Here is a 23,794-nt window from a genome sequence, read left to right on the forward strand (position 1 = left end):
CAAATGATCGGCTTTTTTTGTAGTTAGAGTGTCTTGTCGTATTGCTTGACTATTTAATTGGCAATACTAACTCTACCGTCAAACCGCCACCAAATGTGTCTGTAAAGAGCAAATCGCCATTTAATTTTTCAATAATATTATGGACAATTGAGAGGCCTAATCCTGCGCCTGCTTGGGAACCATCCCGATAGAAACGCTCGATTAAACGATGTTTTATACTAGCCGCTCCACCTGTTCCTTGAACGCCCACACCGTGGTCTTGTACTTTAACAGAGTAATGCGTATCCGTTTGCGCTAATAATACGTCTATAGAACCGCACTGGTGGGAGTGCTTAATAGCATTCGATATTAAATTTTGCATTAAGATATCGAAAATACCTTCAGACATGGTTAAGGTCCAATTATCAGACTCTTCAACATCTAATGTTATTTCAATTGATTTCTTGTTAGCTAACGGAATTAGCTCTGCCAGACATTGCCTTGAATGTCTCGCCAAGTGTATTGTCTCTGCTACTACAGGTTTACCCTGCTCTAACCTAGCTAAAGTTAGCAACTGAGCCACAATACGTGCAGATCTATCCACTCCTTGCTCAAGTTCGTTAAGGGCTTTTTCTTTATCGGCTAAATCATCTATTTGAATAGCATTTTGAGCATGAATTTTAAGCACTGCTAGAGGTGTTCTTAATTCATGAGCAGCATCACTGATAAAGCGCTGCTCCCTTGCCATCATGTCATCAATATTAAATAACAAATCATTTAACTTGTTCTGAATTGGTTCTAGTTCATCTGGCAATGGCGAGATTTGAACAGGCTCTAACTTTTTAGGGTTACGGTTAGATATTTCATTAGCCAAAGCGGCGATAGGAGAAAGACCACGTTTAATCGCTAACATCAACAGAAAAGCTAAAATAGGTAATGATATCACTTGGGGAATGACAGTTTGTAAGACAATATACTCAACCATTTCATTACGAATATCTTCACGTTCAGCAACAAGAACACTGATATCTCTACCATCTATTTTACTGATAAGGTGGTAAGTTCTCCAAGATTTGTCATGGCTTTCGACATAAGAAAATCCCTGCTTTGAGTTTGAAAGGTCGCTAATCAAGGCATGACTTGAGCCTATCCAGTTTTTACCATTTACTTTAATCTCAAAATAGACCTTATGTTCATACTCATGGGGCTCAGTTGAACTGTCTGTTTTGTTATTTAAAGAGTTCTCAATCACATCTAAAAAGTTTTTGCGTTGTGACAAATTTAGATCATTAATAATGCTGCCTGTAACTAGCGTTCTAAGTGTTCTAGCTTGTTGTGACAATCTAGCATCAAATATTTCTTCCACTTCATGATTTGCGTTTACAATTCCAGTGATAGAAATAATGCTACCTACTAGCACTAAGCAAGTCATTACTAAAAATAAGGTACGCCTAAGAATTGATTGATAAATATATTGCTTCAACTTTACTCTCATTTATGCAGATTCTTTATCTAAAACATACCCTATACCACGAACCGTGCGAATGACTTTTGGAAAAAGTTTCTTACGGATATGATGAACATGGACTTCTAAAGTATTACTCTCAACATCATCTTCCCAGCCATAAAGCAGTTGCTGTAAAGTGTCTCGGGTAAAAACATGTCCAGGCTGGCTCATCATTTCTTGAAGCAAGGTGTATTCACGACGAGTTAGGGAGACTGGGCTTCCAGCATATGTAACTAATTTTGCACTGGGATTAAGCTCAATTCCGGCATGAGAAATGTGGGCTTGAGTACGACCTGAGTTACGTCGTAATTGAGCTCTTATGCGGGCTTTTAACTCAGTAATATCAAATGGCTTTACTAGATAATCGTCTGCGCCTGCATCAAGACCAGCAATTCTATCGTCTATGGCATCTCTTGCCGTTAGTATAATCACAGGCATATTCTTATCTGCAGACCTTGCTTGTTTCAAGACAGAGATACCATCTAAATTTGGTAAACCTAGATCTAAAATAACAAGATCAAACGTTTCATTCAAAAGCGCATGTAACGCTTGGTTGCCGTCAGTAAGCCAATCAACCACATAGCCTTCTGGCTTTAATGCCATACGCATCCCTTCACCCAAAGAATGGTCGTCTTCTACTAATAATATTCTCATGCTCTTTAAACCTTAACTTATTCTAATTGTGCTTTTTGTGATTTTGTAAAAATGAAACTACTTGCTTCAAAGTTGGTACACCTTTAAACCTTGCTACTTCTTGTGAATCTTCATTCAAAAACATCATTTTCAAACTTTGGCACGACACGCCACCCTATATTTGAGCCAATGAGTCAGGCTTTTAATCCTATTAATTTTAAATGCATCATTCGTTTTTGAAAAATCTACTGATACAGTTCATTTTTTAATGATTATTAATTAACCAATTAGCACTTAAGAGTTTACGAATACTCTTGCCTGATAGGATGCTTATATTTTTCAATCATGAAAGATAAAATCTGATTACTTAATTGTAAAAGTGCCTCCTATTGTTACCAACTAAACTTAAGGAAATATTATGTCTCTCTTAATCTAGAGGTAATTTTTCAATTCTATAGTGTTTCAAGATTAAGACTCAGGCCTAACATTCACTTTAAACAGTAAAAACTAGATGAAAACCTAATGTTAAGCACTCTATTAAAAAGCTTAATGAAGGCAATTTGAGGAATTGCTGAAACTAACTAATGGCATGTTCAACATTAGTTCAGGCAATTTACACCTAATTCAAAAGTCACCAAGCAAGGTAAGATTGATCAAGTATTAGGCAATGTTGGATGGAAAAAAGTCGATTTAGATAAGATATAAGGCATAAAATTGCCTCCCTAAATGGAATTAGATTTAGGTGGCATAGGTAAAGAGTATGCTGTTGAGAGTTTTTACAGCTTGTTAATCAGCACTATAAGCAAGTCCCAAATCTAGTTAACTTTGGTGGAGACATAGTTTGTAATTTAATAATCAGCTTGGTTAGCTGGAATTGAATCACCTATTGGTTTAAATGCTCAAACAAGTATGCCTTTAACCTGCGAAGCCCTTGCAACATCAGGCGATAGTAAGCGTTTTATTTAGCATAAGGGGAAGCGATATTCTCATGTATCAAATCCTAAAACAGCTTGATCTGCTTCAACTATCCACGTGCCATAACGGTTGCCACGCCAGCATGCACTCAAGCAGGTTTATTGGCAACATTGAGCTTAATACAAGGTAAAGGTGCTGAAAAATATTTACAAAATATAGGCTTCAAATATTCTATATATCTATCTTAAGTTATTGTTCTAAATGCGTTTCAATAACATCTTCAAACTCTAGTTTAATACTAAATATCTGGGAAAAAAGCCAAAGACCGGAAGCGCTTAATGCCCAAAGTAAACTCGTAAGTAACAAACTGATTAAAGGCCAAATAATGATGAAGACGATAAAAACATAGCTGTAATGGTACGCTTTCCCGAAAAAATCGATACCTGAGCTGTAACTTAAAACAGCAACGAGAATTGAGATGATGAGTAGTAGAACAAATAAGCTACTGCTTAGCGCAGTTAGAAGTAGTTTAAATAAGGATAATTGAGACAGTCTTTCTGCTTTTACAAACATTCAAAATCACTCCAATAGCCAATTATATAAGCGGCATAGCCAGAGTCTGATGAGAAAGTCGCATGAAACAGTTTGCGGCTAACTAAAACTACTTTAATCAGAAGGCAAAGCGTTAATCTGTACCAATTAAGGTACTCAGTTTGTTATAAGCAAAAAAAACGCCAAGTTGGCGTTTTTTTGATCAAGCAAGAAAGAAGTTATTGCTTGTTTACTGGATTGTTCTTGAAAAGTTTATAAATGAAACCCTCTACAGTATTTGTATATTGGCTTGATAAGCCTAATGTGTCGATCATATCAAACTCATCTAATTCGAGTTTTATTATTTCTGTACTTCGAGCCAACCCCTGACCTTTAAGTTTAAATGCCTCAGAAGTGGCACAGTTATCTGGTGTTTCTATGATGGAGCAGACGAGTAACACTGGTGATGCTGAAGCTTGCATAACATGCATTGGTGATACACTCGCCCAATAATTTTGATCGGACCCAAACGCATCACGTTCAGCATAATTTGAATCGTTTTGCATTAGGTTAACGGTATCTAAACCAATAGGGTTAACCGCAATTGTACCTAACCAAGGCTTAGCGCCTTGTTCAAATGCCATTTGTGGGTTTGCAGCTAATAGAGATGTTAGATAAGCACCAGACGAGTGTCCCATCAAGATAACATTACTTGGGTCCCCTCCCCATGCAAGCATTTTTCTCTGCACCAAAGCGATTGCCTTAGCAACATCCCTAGCTTGATCATCTGGTTTAACACGATTAATGGAGCGGTAATTAGTTGAAGCAAATACCATCCCATTAGGAACCCAACGTGAAAGCTTATTCGATGTAAAAATCGAATCAGACTTATCACCAAATGTCCAAGCCCCACCATGCACCATAAGTATAGCTGGGCGATTTTTTGTATTAATTGGATAAGACGGTAAATAAATATCTAAGGTTTGCTTGTCATCATCACCAAAAGGCTGATCTTCCAAAAAGAAGACTTTTGGCTTTTGAACCTGATCTTGGATAGGTGCAATTTGAGCTTTTGCTGGCAGTGATGTTAATAAAGCACTGGCTAGCATTAAACCTAGCGAAATTTTTGAAATCATCTATTTGAACCGTTCAAGCATTAAGTTGATTGCAATTATAAGCACTTAGATTCCTTAAAGAAAAGTTAAAAAAAGAAAAAAGCGTAGAAGCATTAAGGAGTCTTCGAATAAGCCACCACTTCTCAGTCTTATCAGAAAAAGTATCAGTTATGACGGCGCTCTAAAGTAATCTAGGGAACCTACTAATAAGCTCCCCCGCCTCAGCGCAACATTAAAAAAACCATTTAATAGCCACTTAGCCAAGCCTTTGACATCGAAAAAGTAATTTATAAGCGTTCTTTTCAACGCTTTCATATGAATTAGATTGTAAAAATTTTACATATGGTCAAAAATATCGATTCTCATTGTAATTTTATGACATAATGAGTGCGGTTAACGACTATCTTAAACCGTTTAAGTTAATAAAATGAAATTTTATAACATGATGTTTTTGTCAGTATAAGCATTAAAACACATGCATTTATGACATAATTAGCGCTAATAAAGTTAGCGCTTGATAAGGGATCTATAAAAGATACTCATTAAGCCCTAAACCTTTTAAATACGTACACTTACGTTACTGACTGACAACATCTATTACTAAATAATTTTATGCAAGAAAATACCAAAAACACCAAACCAGCATCACAAAATAGTCTAAACCGCCGTTTCTCCATTGCGCCAATGTTGGATTGGACAACTTCTGATTACCGTGTTTTTGCAAGAGCCTTAACTAAGGAAACCTTGCTATATACAGAAATGGTTACAACCGGTGCGCTCTTAAAAGGAGATAACCCAGAGCGTTTTTTAAGATTTGAAGATGTGGAGCACCCAATTGCCCTTCAACTTGGTGGCTCTGATGCGAAAGCACTTGCGCAGTGCGCTAAGCTAGCTGAGAGTTTTGGTTATGACGAGGTAAACCTAAACGCGGGTTGCCCAAGTGATAAAGTGCAACATAGTTTGATTGGCGCCATTCTAATGGCTCACCCAGAAAAGGTGAAAGATGCCATGAAGGCAATGCAGGATGCTTGTTCAATTCCAGTTACACTCAAGCATAGAATCGGTTTAGATGATCAGCAAGAATACAGCATAGTTAGAGATTTTATCGGTGATGTTGCCACAACAGGCACTAACACCTTCATTGTTCATGCAAGAAATGCCATTTTAGCTGGGCTAAGTCCTAAGCAAAACCGTGAAGTTCCACCTTTAAAGTACGATTATGTTTATCGTTTAAAACAAGACTTTCCTGATTTAGAAATCATCATTAATGGTGGTATTAAAACACTTAATGAGTGTGAACAGCATCTAAACCACGTTGATGGCGTCATGGTTGGGCGAGAAGCCTACAATAATCCGTGGATTTTAAGTCATGTTGACTCACGTCTATTTGATCAAACAGATCAAGTAACGGATCGAATTCAGGCCTTATTAAATTTTGTTCCTTTTGTTGAACAAAGATTAAATAACGGCGAAAGGCTATCCCACTTAACTCGTCATATTATGGGGATATTCTTAGGACAGCCTGGAGGTAAGCAGTTTAGACGTTATCTTTCAGAGCAAGGACATAAAAAAGACGCATCGATAGATGTGCTAAAACAAGCCATTGATTTGGTAATTGAACAGTTAACTAGAGCGAAGGAAATTAAAAATGAGCAATAAGCTTTCTCAACTAAAAGCCTTTACCACAATTGTGGCTGACACTGGTGATATCGCAGCCATTAAAGAATACATGCCTGAAGATGCAACGACTAACCCATCCTTGATGCTGAAAGCTGCACAAATCCCTGAGTATGCTCCATTTATTGATCAAGCAATCACTTGGGCTAAAGCACAAAGTGATGATTTGAACCAACAGATTATTGATGCGTCAGATAAATTAGCTGTCATTGTGGGTGCTGAAATCCTTAAAACAGTACCAGGCCGTATTTCAACAGAAGTTGATGCACGCCTATCTTTTGATAAAGACGCTACTCTTGCTAAAGCGCGTAAATTGATTGCTTTATATGAAGAAGCAGGTGTTTCAAAAGACAGAGTACTTATTAAAGCCGCTTCAACTTGGGAAGGTATCAAAGCCGCTGAAGAGTTAGAGAAAGAAGGCATTAACTGTAACCTAACGCTTCTATTTTCTTTTGCTCAAGCAAAAGCATGTGCTGAAGCAGGTGTATATCTAATTTCTCCATTTGTTGGCCGTATTCTTGATTGGTACAAAAAATCTACTGGAGAAGAGTACACAGCAGAAACAGACCCTGGTGTAGTTTCTGTTACTGAGATTTATAACTACTACAAACAACACGGTTATAACACTGTCGTAATGGGTGCTAGCTTCCGTAACATAGGCGAGATCGAGCAACTTGCAGGTTGTGATCGTTTAACTATCGCACCAGCTTTATTAGGTGAGCTTGAAAAAGACACTGGTACACTAGAGCGTAAACTGACGCCTGTAACTGATATTGAAGAAGCGCCAGAAGCCATTACAGAAGCTGAATTCCGCTGGGAAATGAACCAAGATGCAATGGCAACTGAAAAGTTATCTGAAGGCATTCGTAACTTCGCTATCGATCAAAACAAGTTAGAAGAAAAACTAGCAGCATTACTATAATGCAAGTTATCACCTTTACTTTGATACATAAATGATAAAGGCAATACACATTAAAAAGCCGTAATAATTTTTATTACGGCTTTTTAATGTCTGATTTCCTAGGGAAGCTAGGATTAAGTCACCTCTTCTCAATTTGCTCTTTTATGCCATATTGCTTGAAGGGCATTGTCTAAAAAACGTTAAGCATCCTTTATTGCTTTCTCAACTGCTTTTTGAGCATGAATCAGGCTTGTGTCATAAATCGGCAAATCCAGATCTTGTTGTGAGATTAGCAAACCAATTTCAGTGCAACCTAAAATGACGGCTTCAGCGCCTTCACTTTTTAGCTTATCAATAATTGCAAGATATTCTTCTTTAGATTTTTCAGCGCAAATACCCAAACACAGCTCATTATAGATAACATCATGAACAGTTTTAGCATCATCTCCAGTTGGTACAATGACATCTAGTCCGTATTCCGATTGAAGAACTTTTTTATAAAAAGTTTCTTCCATTGTGAATCGGGTCCCTAATAAAGCTAGCTTGGATATCTTGTCTTGCTTTAGCTCATCCCCGGTTGCACGTGCTATATGCAACAAAGGAATTGAAATGGCCTCTTCTACCTGACTCGCTACTTTATGCATCGTATTGGTACATATGAGAACAAAATCTGCTCCAGCGACTTCTAATGATCTTGCTGCATCAATCAAAGTGTCACTAGCGGTTTGCCAATCACCTCTTTGTTGACAAGCTTCAATCTCTGCAAAATTTAAGCTAACCATACATATTTTGGCACTGTTCAAGCCACCTAACGCTTCCTTAACCTTTTCATTAATTTGTTTATAGTAGGTCGCAGTCGACTCCCAGCTCATTCCACCAATTAATCCAATTGTTTTCATGACACCTCCAATTTTTAAACTGATTGGGTATTTAAAACGAAAAGATAAAGTCTTTATTAGTGACAGTTTTTTATTGTATGAGAATACAGATGTATTTGAGAAATGAAGCCGTTTGTTTAGAGAGAAGCCATGAAGATACTTGGCTTAGATTTTTAGTAGGAGTGTTTCAACTAACTATTAAACTTCATATATGTTGAACCATGGTGCTGGTAAATTGATAATTGGGAGATATTTGGACAACCTTCACAGCTTAAATGTAAAGTTAACCCTTGGCGTCTTGGGCTTGGGTTGTCAGCAATATTGGTGTCTGTCATTACTTTTTCATCAACTACGACATGCAATCCATTTCTATCATCTTCATTACGTTGAAATACTTCTACTTTTTTCTGGTGCATATAACTAGAACCGCAATTTGGGCACTCTAATGGTAAGCCAATGTCATTTTTATAATCACCAAATGCTAATTTCATAGATCGTCCTCGTTTCTAAAAATGTTTAGTTCAATAAAAAGTACCGTCTTAAAAGTTTCTTAATTTGTTTATACAGCAGAATTTCATACCTGTATAAAAATATCAATGTTAAATATTTTCAACACCAAATTGCTGATACAAGCCATGAGCGTCTGATATAGCAAGCATAATTTGCTTTAACCCCTGTAGCTCATCGCGCTCTATGCTTTCTAAACCCTGCCCTCTGTTCACCAAAAACATAAAGATTGACTAAACGCCTTCTTAAATACGCCAAATGTAATTGCTTTGGTCCAGTAACTATTGCTGATGAAATCTTAAAATTTTGGAATATCAATGTCATTCTGGTCGCAACTAACCCTGTACTTCTTTGTCTTAGTTAAAGTTTGACACATAATTTACGCATTCATTCCTTGGTATTTTGGAAAAATTATTAGGATTTAACCCATTAACCTTTATAATGAGTATGTTTTTAACCTGAAATGCAAGTGTTTTAAGAGAGATAAATGTCCAATCTGAACCTTAATATATCTTTATTAATGGAAACTTTTATAAAGAAGTTTTTTAAAGCGATGGATAACGCAGTTAAAGAACTAGATCTGCCAATAACGCATCAAGACACTATGCTTATCATGGTCACTTTTCGATCTCCTGGGCTTACAATTGGGGAATTAGTGGAGTCAGTTTGCCGAGATAAATCTCAAATCACAAGAAAAATTAAAGAATTAGAATCTAAAAATCTCTTAATTCGTAAATCAAGTGAAACAGATGCTAGAGTGTCAAAAATGTATCTGACCGATGAAGCTAAAATTATTGCAGAAAAACTAGACGTTACTCGCAGCCAAGTGCTAAATAAAATGTTAGTCGGATTAGATAAAGAAGAAGCATCAAGCTTGGCCATGATACTTGGAAAGCTCTCTGTTTAAGCTCACTTTATGAGCCTTAAAGGCTCATAAAACCACCCCGCAAACGTAAGACCCCACTCACTTCACAACGCGTTATGATAAATTTAAACTGATTAGATTACACATAAAGTTAATAAAAGTGTATTTTAAGTAAATTAATCAATTACTTAGATTTTTACAAAGTGATTAGGCTTGTTAGCCACAAACACATTTCTACTTAATTACACAGATTAAAAGCAAATCGCCTAGATTTATTTAATACACGTAAAACTAACAAGGATGAAATTTTGACTCTTACTATGAATAGCCATGATGCCAAAGATTACTTCAATCAACTTAATGATGAATATCTTAGTCTACATAAAGAAAAAGAAAATTTATTTTGGCAAACATACATGGGGACAAGCGATCAGCATGACGTATTTGCTCAAGCAGAGTCCGATCTGAATGCTTTTATTTCTGCGCCTATTCGTATTACACAAACTCGTGAATTTATGGCTCAGGTAGACAAAAATGACCCTGATACATTGCATGGTTTAAAAGGTTGGTTATCATTTTTTGAGGCTAATGCGATAGAAAGTGAATCTGGTAGAGAAAAGATGTCAGCACTGATTAAAAGCGAGGCTGAATTATTTGCTAAAAGACAGAAATACATAATGCACTTTCAAAATGATAATGGCATTACAACGCCAGCATCATTGACGGTTCTATCTGCAAACATCAATAATAGCGATTCAGAGGGTGTCAGACAAACATCACACCAAGCCTTACTAAACCTTGAACAATGGGTGCTTGAAAATGGCTATATTGAGCTCGTAAAACAAAGAAATGAATTTGCTCGTGATCAGGGCTATAAAAACTTTTTTGATTATAAAATTAATAAAACTGAGCAAATGAGCTGCGATGAACTTTTTAGAATCTTAGATGATTTTGAAAAAGAAACACGTGATGGAAACCTCAAAAGCATAGAGACTTTAGTTCATGCAAAAGGCATTAAAGCTAAGCTAGGACATAACTTTCGTTTCATGTACTCAGGAGATGCTAATCGTGAGTTAGATGCTTATGTACCATTTGCTAAGTCACTACAACGTTGGGTCAAGTCATTTGGCCGATTAAATATTGACTATTCAGGTGCCGAGTTAACTCTTGATCTACTAGATAGAGAAGGTAAGTTTCAGAACGGTTTTTGCCATGGTCCTATTCCTTCTTTTATGAATAATGGCGATTGGCAAGCAGCAAAAGTTAACTTTACAAGTAACGCCAAGCCAGACCAAGTAGGGAGTGGTTATAACGGTATTAACACACTGTTTCACGAAGGGGGACATGCGGCTCATTTTGCTAACGTAAAACAAAATGCGCCTTGCTTCTCACAAGAGTTTGCACCAACGTCTATGGCTTATGCTGAAACACAATCCATGTTCTGCGATAGTTTATTAAATGATGCAGATTGGCTAAAGCTTTACGCTAGCAATAACGATGGGCAAACAATACCCGATGAGTTGATTAAATCTTTAATAGAATCAAATCAACCTTTTCAATCTTATGAAGAAAGAAGTATTTTAGTTGTCCCTTATTTTGAACATGCCGTCTATAGCGCTGATGAATCAGATTTAACACCTGAATACTTAACAAAGTTAGCGAGAAAAACAGAGAAATCTATTTTAGGGTTAGAAACGAGCCCAAGGCCACTACTCGCAATACCTCATCTTTTATCTCAAGAGGCAGCCTGTTCTTATCAAGGTTATTTATTAGCGCATATGGCTGTGTACCAAACACGCGCTTTCTTCATAAGCGCCTTTGGCTATTTAACTGATAACCCAAAAATAGGTCCTCTTTTAGCGGAACATTACTGGAAGCCAGGAAACAGCATTAACCATAATGCCACCCTAGAAAGCCTTACGGGTGAAGGGTTCACAGCAAAGTTTTTGGCTGAACAATGCAACCTAACAAGTGAACAAGCTTGGCAGATTGAAAAGCGCAAAATAGAAGCATTAAAAACGCGGGATCAAGTAGAAGCGGCGAGTTTAAATGCAGACATTAAATTAGTTGATGGCGATCATGTCATCTGCTCAAATCAGGTCAACGATAATGAAATGTGTGATCAATTTGAGCAATATATTAATTGTCGTTACTTTGCATCTTAACTATTTATATCAATAACTTATGCACGACCTATAATCTAGGTCGTGCATAGAGATTAGATGTTTGGTTGATGAAAGCCTGTATAGCTAGATACAGCATCTAAATTAAGGGTCTCTTCCCTATCCTGTAGTTCTACTAGCGCATATTCAACTTCGTACCATTCCCCTTCATAGAGATAGTTAAAACTTGCAGAACCAGTTTGCCAGTCTTCTGAGATTGCAATTTTTAAAGTAAGGTTTTTACTTTCCATGGGCTGGCCACCAAATTGAATAGTCGAAAGGTCGAATCCATCCAGTACAATCAGAACATGATTGTCACTATTGTTAGATAAATATGACCATTCGCCATTAAGGTGTGAAATAACATTTACGGGAGGGTTTGTTGCTTGGTATACATTACCAACGCCATTTACTGTTTTATCTGGGCCATTTATTACTAAGTTTAATCGGAGTGTGGCACTACCTAAATGAGTTTGCTCTGAGATTTTTTGTGTAATGCAATATGATACGTGAAACATTCCCTGTTGATTTTCAGCTTGTATACTCATGTGTTCATCCTTATATGTCAATCTGACTTAATTGATTACAAACATGACTACGCATCCTTGTTAAGGCTGTAATCTATTTTGAGCATAGTAAGCTTTTGTGAAAAAGCTAATTACATTGAATTACATCTGTTATTCACGGTGAATATGATTCAGTTTAAGTTCAAACTTATAATATTCAATATCCATTTTATAAAATGCCTGACCAATAATGTTAAAGCCAAGTTCTTTATAGTACTGCTGGTTATCTTTTCGTGCATCACACCAAAAATAATCTACGCCTAACGATGTTAAGTCTTGAATAATATGAGATAGGAGTTTTTTGCCGACACCTTTACCTTGATGAGATTGAATCGTTGCAAACCTTCTTAATCTCACTCGGCAAATATCATTAATTGTTTTCGAATAAAGAGAAGCAACACTGACTAATTGATTATCAATATAAACGCCGTAGTGTTTTGCGTCTTTATCTTCTTCTGTTTGACAAAAGATTTCAGGCAGATTCGGCCATAAAACTTGTTGCCTTATAGGTAAGCATTCCTGCCAGGTGATAGCTTGTATGATCATAAACTCTAGATTTTATACCTGTATTTATATATACCAATTTTTGCCTTTTATAACAGATATACATGAGCAAACGAACTTGAATTTAATTTGGGTACAATTTTCTACATTGAATGAATTATCTAACAATTTTTTGTGATTTAGTTACAATAAACAGCATTTGTAACTTTAAGATAATCATACATTTAATCGCTATTTTTTTGATAATGACATTGTTCCACGGCCTGATTAAACGTCTCTAAAAATGTTGGGTATTTAGCTAAGAATGGATGGTTAAAATCATACTAACCATATTATCAAGAGCCATTGTCTCTGCAGACACATTGTAATTATTTTTTTTAAGCCAATGAACAATATTTGAACCTCTAGTTCCTGCAACTTTTGCTGTTTTTTTAAAGTCACTCGAACTTGTATCCGTGCCTGAATCTTTTAAGGTGTACCAGACCCAATTTTGGGGAGCGATATCAACAGATCGTGTTGCATACTCATCCCTAGAAGCATTCCATGAAGCAGAAAAAAAAACATCACTTATGCCCATTTGAGTATGTTGTTGCGCTCTACCCCAAGGCACGACCTCGATTGTTAGATTAATGCCCGTAGAAGCAAAGCTACAATTCAAATGCTTAACACTTATCCCAGTTAACTCACCTTGAGCATCAAAGTAATGATATGGAGGCCAAATTTTAGTAGAAAGTTTTACATTGTTTGGGAGGGCTTGGATGGATTGACTTGCGATAAAAAAACGCAAGCAGGTATTAACCTATACATAGCTTTTACCTGTTTATTTTTGCTTAGTATAGGTTAATACGAAGGGAGGAATCAGTGGTATTATCAATTATTAAAAAGTTATAAATTCAGTTAACACAGCGCTAAAAGATCTCTCTGTAGGCAAATAAACCTTGGCTTCCACCGGTATGAATAAAAAGAATATTTTCACCTGATGTTATTTTTCCAGAGCGACAATAATCGATTAGTCCAGCCATGCCTTTACCCGTATAAACCGGATCTAGCAATATACCTTCTAGCTGGGCACATAGATTGATTGCTTCAACAACAGCTGGAGTGTGAATACCATACCCTTCTCCAACATAAGCGCCATCTGTTATCACATCTCCTTGCGTTCCAGTACCTTCTAAACCGACTAATTTAAGTGATTCGGCTAACAATGCAGTGACTAACTCACTTTTTGTCTGGCTGTCTTGGCTCACACACATACCATAAACAGGAAGCTTATAGTCTGCCGCTTTAAAACCTGCTAATAACCCAGCTTGTGTACCAGCACTGCCTGTCGCTAAAAAAAGTTTATCAAAGCTAATCTTGTTAGATTGTGACTCGTCTAAAATCTCATTAGCGCATTGAACATAGCCCATACTTCCAATCGCACTTGAACCTCCAAGGGGAATAACAAATGCCTTATGCCCCTTCTTGGCTAATTCTGCTTTAAGTTGGTAAGCATAATCTAAGCAATCAACGCCCTCATTAACTCTATGGATATTTGCTCCAAATAATTTGTCTAACAAAATATTACCATTGGCGTAGTAATCTTGTTTTACAGTTCCTTCAACATCTTCTAGTACAAGTTCACAATTAAAACCGTATTTTGCTGCTGCTGCAGCCGTCTGGCGTGCATGGTTTGATTGTATGCCACCTAAGGTGATTAATGTATCAGCTCCTTGGGATTTTGCTTCTCCTAACAGAAACTCCAATTTCCGTGTTTTATTACCACCACCAGCAAGACCAGTACAATCATCACGTTTAATATATAGGTTGATCCCAAGGTGCTTAGAAAGCCTTGGCATATACTCTATTGGGGTTGGTTGATGGCATAGAGATACACGAGGTAACTGATCAAATAAACTCATTAATCACTCCTTAATTCAGGTATAAAACAGAGTTAATAAAAACAAATAGCATGTTCAGATGAAGATTTTAGTAGAAACCAAATGATAAATAGAGGTTAGTTTTTATACAGAATAACCACATCAAGATTAAGTTATTATTTCAAAAAGAAATAAACTTATCACATTTTAGAATATAATAATTTAAGGATACCCTTAAATGACTATCGATTACTTGAAACTTTTACAAGCTTGGTATGTTTTGGATTAAAACGCTTATATCCAACACCTTCAAATTCTACAAAGATCATTTCGTGCCCATCACTCTCTTGCCTTATGACCACACCTTGGCCAAATTGATCGTGACGTACTTTTTCACCCGGTTTGAGCCTTCCACTAAATTGACTCTCCACTTGATTTAATTCTTGAACTAAAGACAGTCCAGCAAGTGAAAAATAAGTTTTAACTTGGGCTGCATCCTTTACTTCTAAAGTGTCTGTGTGACCTTCGATATGTCTTGTTAAAACTTTTTGAGACAAAATTGGTTGGGACTCAAAAATAAATCGAGATAGATCTGATGCTTTTTTCGTGTTTACTGCTTTTTCAGCAAGTGTTAATCGCTTTAACTCTTTCTTATCGGGTTTATTAAGTAATACAAGCCTTTGTTTCGCACGGGTAATTCCAACATAAAAAAGACGTCTTTCAGCTTCTATTAATCTTGTATCCATTTTATTCGCTTCATAATAAGGAAACTGTCCTTCCTTAAGCCCTGCCATGATCACCAGATCAAACTCTAATCCTTTGGCCTTATGCAAGCTCATTAAGTGCAAACCATCTAAATTTTTATCTTGTTCTTTTTGTTTATCTTGAATGGCAAGCTGCTTAAGTTCATTAAGTAAGGATGGTGCATCAAGCTGAACACCCGCTATGTAGGCAATGAAAGATTCGCAGGTCGCAACTTTTTCATTATATTGGATATCTTTACTACTGGTATTTTCAAAATATCGATAAATCCCCAGTTTCTCTAAAGTATTGATAATGCCTTTATCCGGCTGTTTTTTATAAAGCGTTAGACTTCTTAACCAGTCTGCACGCTCAAGTAGTTTTTTAGCACGCCACCCACCCGCTTCATCAGCCATGCTTTCGAGCATTTGCGGGATAAGGTGAGGTGATGCGATCGCCCTTTGGTTAATTGTTTTTCTTTGATTAGGTGGAATACCTAAGCTTGGTACTGTCATTAAATAACTAATGTCATCCCTATCATAAAAAAGGCTCGCATCATCAAAACCACCAGCCATGACGGCAATATAGGCCATTAACATACGGATTTGTCGATTTTCAAATAAGGGTGAATCACCATGTAATTGATAAGGAACCTTTCTATGCATCAATGCCAATTGAATGGGGACCATATCACTGTATAAACGCACTAACACGGCTGCATTAGATAGAGTACCAACCCTATTTCCCCAAAGCTTTAGCTCAGAAAGAAGCGCTTTACCCGTTTTATCATACTGAGCAAATGCAAACTCAGTTTCTTGCCCTTTACCAATAACGCATGGTTGCAAAGAACTGGCAGGTTGGCTTGCCTCTTTTCTAATGTTATATGCCAGTAAATTCGTTGCCATTAATCCAATTTGGTGCCCAAATCGAAAACTTGTACTTAAATCAAATCGTGTTATTGGCTTGAAGTCTTCATCAATTTGATTCTGCATAATATCTGGCTTTGCACCACGCCATTCATAAATGCATTGCTCAACATCACCAACCATCATCCAGTAACTAGAGTCTTGATATAACTTCTTTAACAAAGCATATTGGCTGTCATTAATATCCTGGAATTCGTCAATTAACAAATGACTGTATTTAGGTACCAAGCCCTGATACAAGGCTGTTTGTTCTTCGTTTGCTGCTTGTATAAAAGCTAAAGGGTCACTAATCAGGTCGGAGAAAAAGCGTATTTTTTTGCGCTGCCGTAAGGCTTCAAATTGCTTATATAAAGCGGGGAAAAAAGCTCTTTCTTTTGAGAGCTTAACGTCGTGGAATACCGCTTTAGCAGATTGTGTAGATGACTTCACTTGATCAAGAAACAAAATAGCATCTTCTAGCCAATCTTTTTCATCATGCAGTTCAATGCTCACATTAAGGCGAACTAGCTGTTGCATGGCCTCTCGTAAAAGCTTAACTAAAGAAAAGTCATCTGTAACGAGTTGAGCGCGCTCAATTAACTGCCTCTGCTCCATCCTTCTCGCTAACTTCATGCCAAAACTATGAAATGTCATTACATCTGGTTTTAGGGCGCTTGTTCTTTCTGCACTTAAAGCTAACCTTTGGCTAAACTCTTCTTGAGCACTTTTATTAAACATAAATACAGCAATACGATCAGGCTGAACCCCTTGTTCAATTAAGTGATTAATTCTTGAGATCAAGGTGGTTGTTTTACCAGCTCCAGCAACAGCGATAATTTTTGAATGGCTATCGATATCAGACTCGACAACAGCTTGCTGCTCTTTCGTTAACGGGTTTAGCATCATGAATACAATCTATTTACATGGCCTAAGTACTTTGAGGTTAGTAATTAAGCTTAATTAAAATAAAGGCGTATCTTGTTAGGCCTTTTTTACTTATCTTCGAACAGGTTGCCAATCTCTCGATAAGCCAAGTGCTCTTTACCAGCTATTTTACCTATAGCTTCGCCACAAATGACAAGCCGTCTCTGTAGCCTCGCAAAAAATACGCCATTCGTTCTCGCTATCAAAGGTAAACTTGACTGATTAACATCATCCGCCATGAGGTCGACAACTTCGCCAATTTTCTCACCAACTTCAACCATTTCCCCGATATTTTTGTTATAACAAACTATACCTGCGCATGGTGCTTTGACCAGATCCATCGCATCCAAGGGGTAGTAATGCAACTCACTGGTATCAACTGTCTCTACAACTTGATCAATAACCTCACGCTGACTTAGATAATCAAAAATCGCTAGGGCATCACCTAGAGCTTGCTCTTGGCTAATATCATTTTCGCCTCTTAATTCAAGCGTTAGAGACCTTGCTCCCCAAGGTACTAAATGCGCATAATGGTTTTTCAAGTGACGCCAAACGGAGACATTTGTCTCGTCAAAGGAGTGTGCTCCTGTTTCTAGCTCTGATAGAGCGACCTTAGCGCCCATTCTTACGAGCAGAGGTGCGAAATGGTCTTCAAACTCTTGCGCCACATATGCATGCATTGAGGCTTCACCTGAACAATGTAAATCTAAAACCTCATCAGCATCCATTGACATGGCCAGCAGGGTTTTCTTTAAACCCTTTAGCTCGGTTGTTTCTGGTAATTGTTTTAGTTCTTCAGCCATCACCTGACGTATTAATTTCACATTATCGTCTTGGTTTGAGGTAATCTGACCTTTGATCTTTTTTTCTACCTTATCACCAAGTTGAGGCCAATTACGGTTGAAATTACCGCCACCATCAGAAAATGCAAAGCGCCCTGGAATATAACCATGAAAGTTTTGCGCTAAACCAATTGGATTAGCAACTGGCACTATTGTGATCTCACCTTTAATTAACCCAGCTTCATCTGCTTTAGTTAAAAGTTGAATTAATTTGTTTAACACGAGGAAGCCAGGCCATTCGTCAGCATGTAATCCTGCTTGAAGGTATATTTTTGGCCTTGCCCCAACTTCACCAAAATGATGCGCTTTAATCATTCGCGCAGTGCCAGGTGTTGCGGATGGCAATATGTGAGAAAGGATTTGATGAGACATAAAACAACCTTAATTCAACAGGATAAAACGAGCTCAATATAATACGATAAAATAATGCTAAAGGATTGAACTAAAATAGAATTTTTAGATCGAACATTAGGAATATCTAATCCACTTCATTGACCCATAATAAATAGGATCATTTATGTTAAAAAAATCATTATTAGTCTCTGGTGTCCTAGCATCTTTGATTAGTACCGCAGGCGCTCAAAACTGGCAAGACACCTTAGAGGAAGCAAAGGGTCAAACTGTTTACTGGAACGCTTGGGGAGGCTCAGATAACATTAATGCTTATATTGATTGGATTAAATCAAGTGTTAAAGAAGAGTATCAAGTTAACTTAAAACATGTGAAGCTTGCCGATACGGCTGACGCAGTTTCACGAGTATTAGCGGAAAAAGCCGCTGGAAATAATAACAAAGGCTCAATTGATCTCATTTGGGTCAATGGTGAAAACTTCAGAACCCTAAAACAAAACAATTTGTTATTTGGTCCATTTAGCCAAGAACTGCCAAATTACCAGTACATAGATGAGTCAAGTAAGAAAAGTTTAACTCAAGATTTTGGAACGGATGTAGATGGCATGGAGTCTCCTTGGGGAGCAGCGCAAGTTATCTTCATGTATGACACAGTCACAGTATCTCAGCCACCAAAATCAATGGCACAACTATTAAGTTATGCCGAAAGTAATCCTGGTCGTATTTCTTACCCAGAACCCCCTCAGTTTTTAGGTACAACCTTTTTAAAGCAAGCTCTCATTGAAACGACGCATTACCCAACGGCTCTCTCTAAACCTGTCACTCAAGTTGATTTTGATCAAGTGACTAAACCTTTATGGGCATTCTTAGATAGGTTACACCCTAATACTTGGCGCTCTGGCACCTCGTTTCCATCTAGTTCAGAACAGATGATGCGCTTATTAGACGACCAAGAAATAGATCTAGCACTAAGCTTTGATGTATCTGCAGCGTCAGTTCAAATAGATCAAGGTAACCTAAGTGATACTGTCCGATCTTACGTGTTTGACAGAGGCACCATAGGTAACACGCATTTTGTTGCCATTCCATACAACTCGGCATCAACAGCGGGTGCTCAGGTCGTTGCTAACTTTTTATTATCACCAAAAGCACAAATTAAAAAACAGGACCCAACTACTTGGGGTGATTTGAGTGTATTAAGTTATAACAGACTGTCTCAGCAGGATAAAACTGCGTTTGATAATCTACCAAGAGGTATAGCAACTTTAACCTTAGATGAGTTAGGCGAAAGTTTACCTGAACCTCATGTTTCTTGGGTTGAAGCCCTCGAAAAGGAATGGCGTAAACGTTACGCTAAATAAGATCACGGTTCTTCTATCGCTTCAGCACTTTTAATTAGGTGCTGAAGCGCATCAACCCCTCATTTATATATCATCAAGATTGGCATTTAACATAAACATGTTTATGCTTTTGCTTTTAAATACATAAGGTTAAGTCATTGATAACGCTATCCATCTCAAAATTCACACTTAAACTTAATGGCTTAGCAACAGCATCACGCCTCATAACGCTTTTATTTATTTTACCTATCATTCTGGGGTTAGTTGGAACCTTATTACCCGCATTTGATTTTCTTCCCGCCCTATCTCATTACCAATTCAGCCTAAAGCCTTGGTTTAGTTTGTTTGAGTCTCCAGAACTTTGGGGCAGTATTAAACTGACATTATTAAGCGGCTTACTCGCTAGCTTTATTTCATTCGTAATTGCTTTTGCAACTATTTCTGTTTTTTATGAAAGTCGATGGTTGATTAGCATTCGTAATACATTAGCGCCTATTTTAGCCATACCTCATGCTGCTATTGCCATTGGATTGGTATTCATCCTGAGTCCAAGTGGTTGGATCGTTCGACTTTTGAGCCCATGGTTAACTGATTATGAGAGGCCACCTACTTGGATAAGCGTACAAGACCCTTATGGACTATCCCTCGTATTAGCCTTAGTGGTCAAAGAAACGCCCTATCTGCTATTTGTGATACTAGCGAGTCTTGAACAAATTAAGACGTGCGAACTTATCAAGGTGGGTACCAGCATGGGTTATGCTCGAATAGCCGTTTGGCGTAAGGTAATTCTTCCCATATTGTACCCACTCATCAGGCTACCTCTTTTAGTGATTCTGGCATTTAGTTTAACTGTGGTTGATCTATCACTCGTTATTGGACCAAATACACCTTCAACATTTGCGGTCACCTTATTCCATTGGTTTAACGATACAGATTTAGATATGCGCTTTACGGCTTCTGCTGGCGCCGTTTTACTGATGTTTATTATTTTATTGTCAGCATTATGTTGGGAAGCCTTGTATCAAATTTTTGTGTTATTTGATCGTAGGCGTTGGTGTAACGGCAAACGTACAAGCCTGTTAACCCCTATTTTCCATGGCGCTGCCTTTACATATTTAGTCTCTATGTTGTTAGCTGTACTTTCACTTATCGTATTGCCTATCTGGACATTTACTCATAGGTGGCGTTTTCCTGATATTTTGCCAACTAGCTGGTCTTTTAAAAAGATTGAACAGCTCGCCCCTTTACTGTTTGAATTAGCCTGTGTGAGTTTAGTCATTGCTTTTGCCAGCACGCTATTAGCCCTTTGTATTAGTATTTTAATGCTTGAGCAAAAACGTACTCTTCCAAACAGTACCAGGTGGTTCGATCGCTTTATCTATTTGCCTATCATCTTGCCTCAAGTTGGTTTTTTATTTGGCATTCAGGTGTTTTTAATTTGGAGCAATAACAGTGGTTCACTACTAGCTGTCATCGGCTTGCATTTACTTTATGTATTACCCTATGTTTATTTGACCTTATCAGGCCCATATTTGGCTTTTAACCAGTCTTTTTATAGACAAGCTGTTTGCTTAACAAAAAGGCCATGGCATTCATTTCTACAAGTGAAACTTGCCATGCTTAAACCCGCATTATTCAGTGCTTTTGCCCTAGGAATTGCTGTCAGTTTTGCTCAGTACTTGCCCACATTAACGGCAGGTGAAGGTCGTATAAATACATTAACAACAGAAGCTGTCGCCTTAGCAGCCTCAGGAGAAAGGAAAAAAGTTGGTAATATGGCAATGCTACAAGCATTATTTCCCTTAATAATTTTTATGCTTGCCCAGTGGTTACCCAGAGTATGGACACAATATCGCTTGAAGCTAGCTAAAATGATTACCCATAAATAGCCTATTTTTTAAATTATTGAGACGAATGTGTTAAAAGTAAAAGATTGTCATTTAAGTATTGCGGGAACCCCTCTGGTGTCGGAGCTTTCCTTTGAAATAGATAATGGTCAGGTATTAACCTTAATGGGTCCAAGTGGTTGTGGTAAGTCCAGTTTACTCAACTATCTATCAGGTACATTAGAAACAGGGTTTGAAGCTAAAGGCTGTATTGAGCTTAATCAAAAAAGAATCGATACATTGTGCACGCAAAATCGTAATGTCGGCATTCTTTATCAAACGCCTTTACTTTTCCCTCATATGACCAATTTAGAAAACCTCTTATTTGCTATAGACGCAAAGCAACAGGGTCTTACCTCAGCGAATAAAAAGAAACTCGCCATGTCTAAACTTGCTGAGCTTGGCCTAGAAACTAAGGCTAATAATTTACCAAACTCATTATCTGGTGGTCAGCAGGCTAGAATAGCGCTTCTGAGAACCTTACTATCTAGTCCAGACTATCTTCTACTCGATGAGCCCTTTAGTAAGCTTGACCCTGAGCTAAGACAAAGTGTTCGTCGATTTACTCTTGAACAAATTCAAAAAGCCAACATTCCCACTTTGCTTGTTACCCATGATGAAGACGATTTCACGGCTATGGGTGGAGAATTAATTCAAATGCAAAATCTTAGTAATCATTTCTAAATTATGAATCAGTTAAAATACATTAATGCTTACCCAAACCATTTACAAAACCAAATTCAAACTTTGATTGATCAAGATAAACTCGCAAATTATTTGTTATCGCGATTTCCCGAACCTCACAAAATTACGAATGATAAAGCCCTAAGAGATTATGTTAGTAACCTTAAAAACCAGCATATGAAGAAGTCAGCTAACTTAAGTAAAATTCAATACGACAATAAAATACATCTGGTTAATAACGCTTTAGGCATGCACTCTTATGTATCTCGTATGCAAGGAAATAAACTAAAGAGTAAAAATGAATTACGTATAAGCACCCTATTTAAAAATGCCCCTATCCAGTTACTTAACATGATATGCGTTCATGAACTTGCCCATCTTAAAGAAAAAGAGCACAACAAAGCCTTCTATCAACTTTGTCAGTATATGCTAAGTGATTACCATCAACTTGAGTTTGATGCCCGTGTATACCTTACACAAGTAGAATTTTTGGGTGAAATTTACTAATGCAGCCCGAGAGCTGCATATCATGGGAAGAGATTTTTAACTTATTTACGAGAAAGGATACGCTAGTGATTTGTTCTAAAAGATCTATTTGGAGTCCCCGTCCAACAACGAGATAAGAATGGATGATCTTTTGTTAAGAAATAGGCATAACTCCCTTGAGGAAAATCATTTGAATAAGTAATTGTGCCATTACACTCATCTAAATCACCAGCACCTTTTACATACTCCCAATCTTGGTTGAAGGTGCCGTCATACTTACCATCAGGATTATTACTTCCGCCAGGCCTTACTCCTTCCTTTAATCGATACGAAGAAGTCAGCATTTTTACGCCATCACCTAAATCACCCGTTAGTGCATATACTGGATATCCATCTGCCGCCCAACCGATTTGTGGTGAATGCTCTTTAGCACTCCAGCCAAGTTTTTGTAGTAATCCGACAGGTAAACCATGGTAATGATATGCCCCTGTTGGTTGTACATGAGCATTGTTTTCATCCAGCCCTAGAGGAAGAGCACCACCGAGAGCATCATAATTCCATCCTCCTCGCTTACCTTTCCAAAACTCAGCTGTTTGCGCTTCAAAAGGAACACCATTCATAGCGACGCCCCAATACCAACCATCAGAGGGGGTAACACGATACGATTGTGAGGGTGTTGTTGTCAATTCAAAGTGATAATCCCTGGCTTTAATACGGTTAGGGTTACCTCTATTGGGAAATGCTCCAACTTTGTGCTCAGGAATACCATTTGACACTATTACTCTTGTATTATGTTCAATACTTACTTGCATCAAGTTTGCTTCACTCAGAGAGGAATTTGCATTGATAAGAACGACTTCTCCTATACTTGTCTCAGTATGGCTTCTACTAGGAGGCCCACCTGAAAGCATACGCCCACCTTTTTTTCCTTTTGCATGTCTGTCTGAAAAATTGTGACTAGTTCCACCTGTACTAGAACAAGCTGATATAAAAACACTCATACCAATAATTGAAACTAAAAGAGTCGTTTTATTCAT

At 37.5% G+C, this 23,794-nt stretch carries 22 protein-coding genes; 8 read left to right on the forward strand and 14 right to left on the reverse strand.

What is annotated here, in order from left to right; genetic code table 11:
* Window positions 1-49: 49 nt before the first annotated feature.
* The 4 genes from OA91_RS03840 to OA91_RS03855 form a co-directional block, all read right to left on the reverse strand.
* A complete protein-coding gene (locus tag OA91_RS03840; protein ID WP_197477728.1) occupies window positions 50-1,462 on the reverse strand; it encodes an ATP-binding protein in 1,413 nt (470 codons plus the stop codon).
* 12 nt (window positions 1,463-1,474) lie between these two features.
* Entirely contained in the window at window positions 1,475-2,140 is a 666-nt protein-coding gene (locus OA91_RS03845) for a response regulator (RefSeq protein WP_046017919.1), read from the reverse strand.
* Between the two features lie 1,143 nt (window positions 2,141-3,283).
* Window positions 3,284-3,607, reverse strand: coding sequence for a hypothetical protein (locus tag OA91_RS03850; RefSeq protein ID WP_063337224.1), 324 nt, complete (start codon window positions 3,605-3,607; stop codon window positions 3,284-3,286).
* Between the two features lie 197 nt (window positions 3,608-3,804).
* Window positions 3,805-4,701, reverse strand: a complete 897-nt coding sequence (locus OA91_RS03855; protein ID WP_063337225.1) for an alpha/beta hydrolase — start codon at window positions 4,699-4,701, stop codon at window positions 3,805-3,807.
* A 591-nt stretch (window positions 4,702-5,292) separates the two neighbouring features.
* Between OA91_RS03855 and dusA the strand changes: the two genes are divergently transcribed.
* Entirely contained in the window at window positions 5,293-6,339 is a 1,047-nt protein-coding gene (gene dusA, locus OA91_RS03860) for a tRNA dihydrouridine(20/20a) synthase DusA (RefSeq protein ID WP_063337226.1), read from the forward strand.
* Window positions 6,329-7,279 carry a transaldolase gene (gene tal / locus OA91_RS03865; protein WP_063337227.1) on the forward strand — a complete coding sequence of 317 codons (951 nt, stop codon included), beginning with the start codon at window positions 6,329-6,331 and terminating at the stop codon, window positions 7,277-7,279. The genes dusA and tal overlap by 11 nt, the downstream gene beginning before the upstream one ends.
* Window positions 7,280-7,458: 179 nt before the next feature.
* Here tal and OA91_RS03870 read toward each other — a convergent pair whose 3' ends face one another.
* The 3 genes from OA91_RS03870 to OA91_RS24690 all read right to left on the reverse strand — a co-directional run bounded on the left by OA91_RS03870 (window position 7,459) and on the right by OA91_RS24690 (window position 8,867).
* On the reverse strand, window positions 7,459-8,157 hold the full coding sequence (locus OA91_RS03870; protein ID WP_063337228.1) for an aspartate/glutamate racemase family protein: 699 nt from the start codon (window positions 8,155-8,157) through the stop codon (window positions 7,459-7,461).
* Between the two features lie 170 nt (window positions 8,158-8,327).
* The gene (locus OA91_RS03875) at window positions 8,328-8,627 is read right to left on the reverse strand and encodes a hypothetical protein (protein WP_046017924.1); all 300 of its coding nucleotides are present in this window, start codon (window positions 8,625-8,627) and stop codon (window positions 8,328-8,330) included.
* A 108-nt stretch (window positions 8,628-8,735) separates the two neighbouring features.
* Complete coding sequence (locus OA91_RS24690) at window positions 8,736-8,867, reverse strand: hypothetical protein (protein WP_269447897.1); 132 nt, start codon at window positions 8,865-8,867, stop codon at window positions 8,736-8,738.
* A gap of 263 nt (window positions 8,868-9,130) precedes the next feature.
* Between OA91_RS24690 and OA91_RS03880 the strand changes: the two genes are divergently transcribed.
* Together OA91_RS03880 and OA91_RS03885 are read left to right on the forward strand one after the other, a co-directional pair.
* Window positions 9,131-9,550: a MarR family winged helix-turn-helix transcriptional regulator gene (locus tag OA91_RS03880; protein WP_046017925.1), complete on the forward strand. Its 420-nt coding sequence runs from the start codon at window positions 9,131-9,133 to the stop codon at window positions 9,548-9,550.
* A gap of 266 nt (window positions 9,551-9,816) precedes the next feature.
* The gene (locus tag OA91_RS03885) at window positions 9,817-11,673 is read left to right on the forward strand and encodes a M3 family metallopeptidase (RefSeq protein ID WP_231870304.1); all 1,857 of its coding nucleotides are present in this window, start codon (window positions 9,817-9,819) and stop codon (window positions 11,671-11,673) included.
* A 53-nt stretch (window positions 11,674-11,726) separates the two neighbouring features.
* Here OA91_RS03885 and OA91_RS03890 read toward each other — a convergent pair whose 3' ends face one another.
* The 6 genes from OA91_RS03890 to OA91_RS03915 all read right to left on the reverse strand — a co-directional run bounded on the left by OA91_RS03890 (window position 11,727) and on the right by OA91_RS03915 (window position 18,383).
* Window positions 11,727-12,218, reverse strand: a complete 492-nt coding sequence (locus OA91_RS03890; protein WP_063337230.1) for a DUF1842 domain-containing protein — start codon at window positions 12,216-12,218, stop codon at window positions 11,727-11,729.
* Window positions 12,219-12,347: 129 nt separating this feature from the next.
* Window positions 12,348-12,782, reverse strand: coding sequence for a GNAT family N-acetyltransferase (locus OA91_RS03895; RefSeq protein ID WP_063337231.1), 435 nt, complete (start codon window positions 12,780-12,782; stop codon window positions 12,348-12,350).
* 256 nt (window positions 12,783-13,038) lie between these two features.
* On the reverse strand, window positions 13,039-13,527 hold the full coding sequence (locus tag OA91_RS03900) for a substrate-binding periplasmic protein (RefSeq protein ID WP_063337232.1): 489 nt from the start codon (window positions 13,525-13,527) through the stop codon (window positions 13,039-13,041).
* 121 nt (window positions 13,528-13,648) lie between these two features.
* Window positions 13,649-14,641 carry a D-cysteine desulfhydrase gene (locus OA91_RS03905; RefSeq protein ID WP_063337233.1) on the reverse strand — a complete coding sequence of 331 codons (993 nt, stop codon included), beginning with the start codon at window positions 14,639-14,641 and terminating at the stop codon, window positions 13,649-13,651.
* 200 nt (window positions 14,642-14,841) lie between these two features.
* A complete protein-coding gene (locus OA91_RS03910; RefSeq protein WP_063337234.1) occupies window positions 14,842-17,151 on the reverse strand; it encodes an ATP-dependent helicase in 2,310 nt (769 codons plus the stop codon).
* A gap of 86 nt (window positions 17,152-17,237) precedes the next feature.
* Window positions 17,238-18,383: a succinylglutamate desuccinylase/aspartoacylase family protein gene (locus OA91_RS03915; RefSeq protein WP_063337235.1), complete on the reverse strand. Its 1,146-nt coding sequence runs from the start codon at window positions 18,381-18,383 to the stop codon at window positions 17,238-17,240.
* Window positions 18,384-18,528: 145 nt separating this feature from the next.
* Between OA91_RS03915 and OA91_RS03920 the strand changes: the two genes are divergently transcribed.
* The 4 genes from OA91_RS03920 to OA91_RS03935 all read left to right on the forward strand — a co-directional run bounded on the left by OA91_RS03920 (window position 18,529) and on the right by OA91_RS03935 (window position 22,778).
* Window positions 18,529-19,722, forward strand: coding sequence for an ABC transporter substrate-binding protein (locus OA91_RS03920; protein WP_063337236.1), 1,194 nt, complete (start codon window positions 18,529-18,531; stop codon window positions 19,720-19,722).
* 137 nt (window positions 19,723-19,859) lie between these two features.
* Complete coding sequence (locus tag OA91_RS03925; protein WP_231870305.1) at window positions 19,860-21,590, forward strand: ABC transporter permease; 1,731 nt, start codon at window positions 19,860-19,862, stop codon at window positions 21,588-21,590.
* Window positions 21,591-21,617: 27 nt separating this feature from the next.
* Window positions 21,618-22,271, forward strand: coding sequence for an ATP-binding cassette domain-containing protein (locus OA91_RS03930; RefSeq protein WP_063337237.1), 654 nt, complete (start codon window positions 21,618-21,620; stop codon window positions 22,269-22,271).
* Window positions 22,272-22,274: 3 nt separating this feature from the next.
* On the forward strand, window positions 22,275-22,778 hold the full coding sequence (locus OA91_RS03935) for a M48 metallopeptidase family protein (protein WP_063337238.1): 504 nt from the start codon (window positions 22,275-22,277) through the stop codon (window positions 22,776-22,778).
* 62 nt (window positions 22,779-22,840) lie between these two features.
* On the opposite strand, the gene OA91_RS03940 is transcribed toward OA91_RS03935, so the two are convergent.
* Window positions 22,841-23,794, reverse strand: a complete 954-nt coding sequence (locus OA91_RS03940; RefSeq protein ID WP_197477730.1) for a YHYH protein — start codon at window positions 23,792-23,794, stop codon at window positions 22,841-22,843.

Origin of the sequence: Marinomonas sp. SBI8L, from assembly GCF_001624705.1 — a bacterium.
Taxonomy (GTDB): domain Bacteria; phylum Pseudomonadota; class Gammaproteobacteria; order Pseudomonadales; family Marinomonadaceae; genus Marinomonas.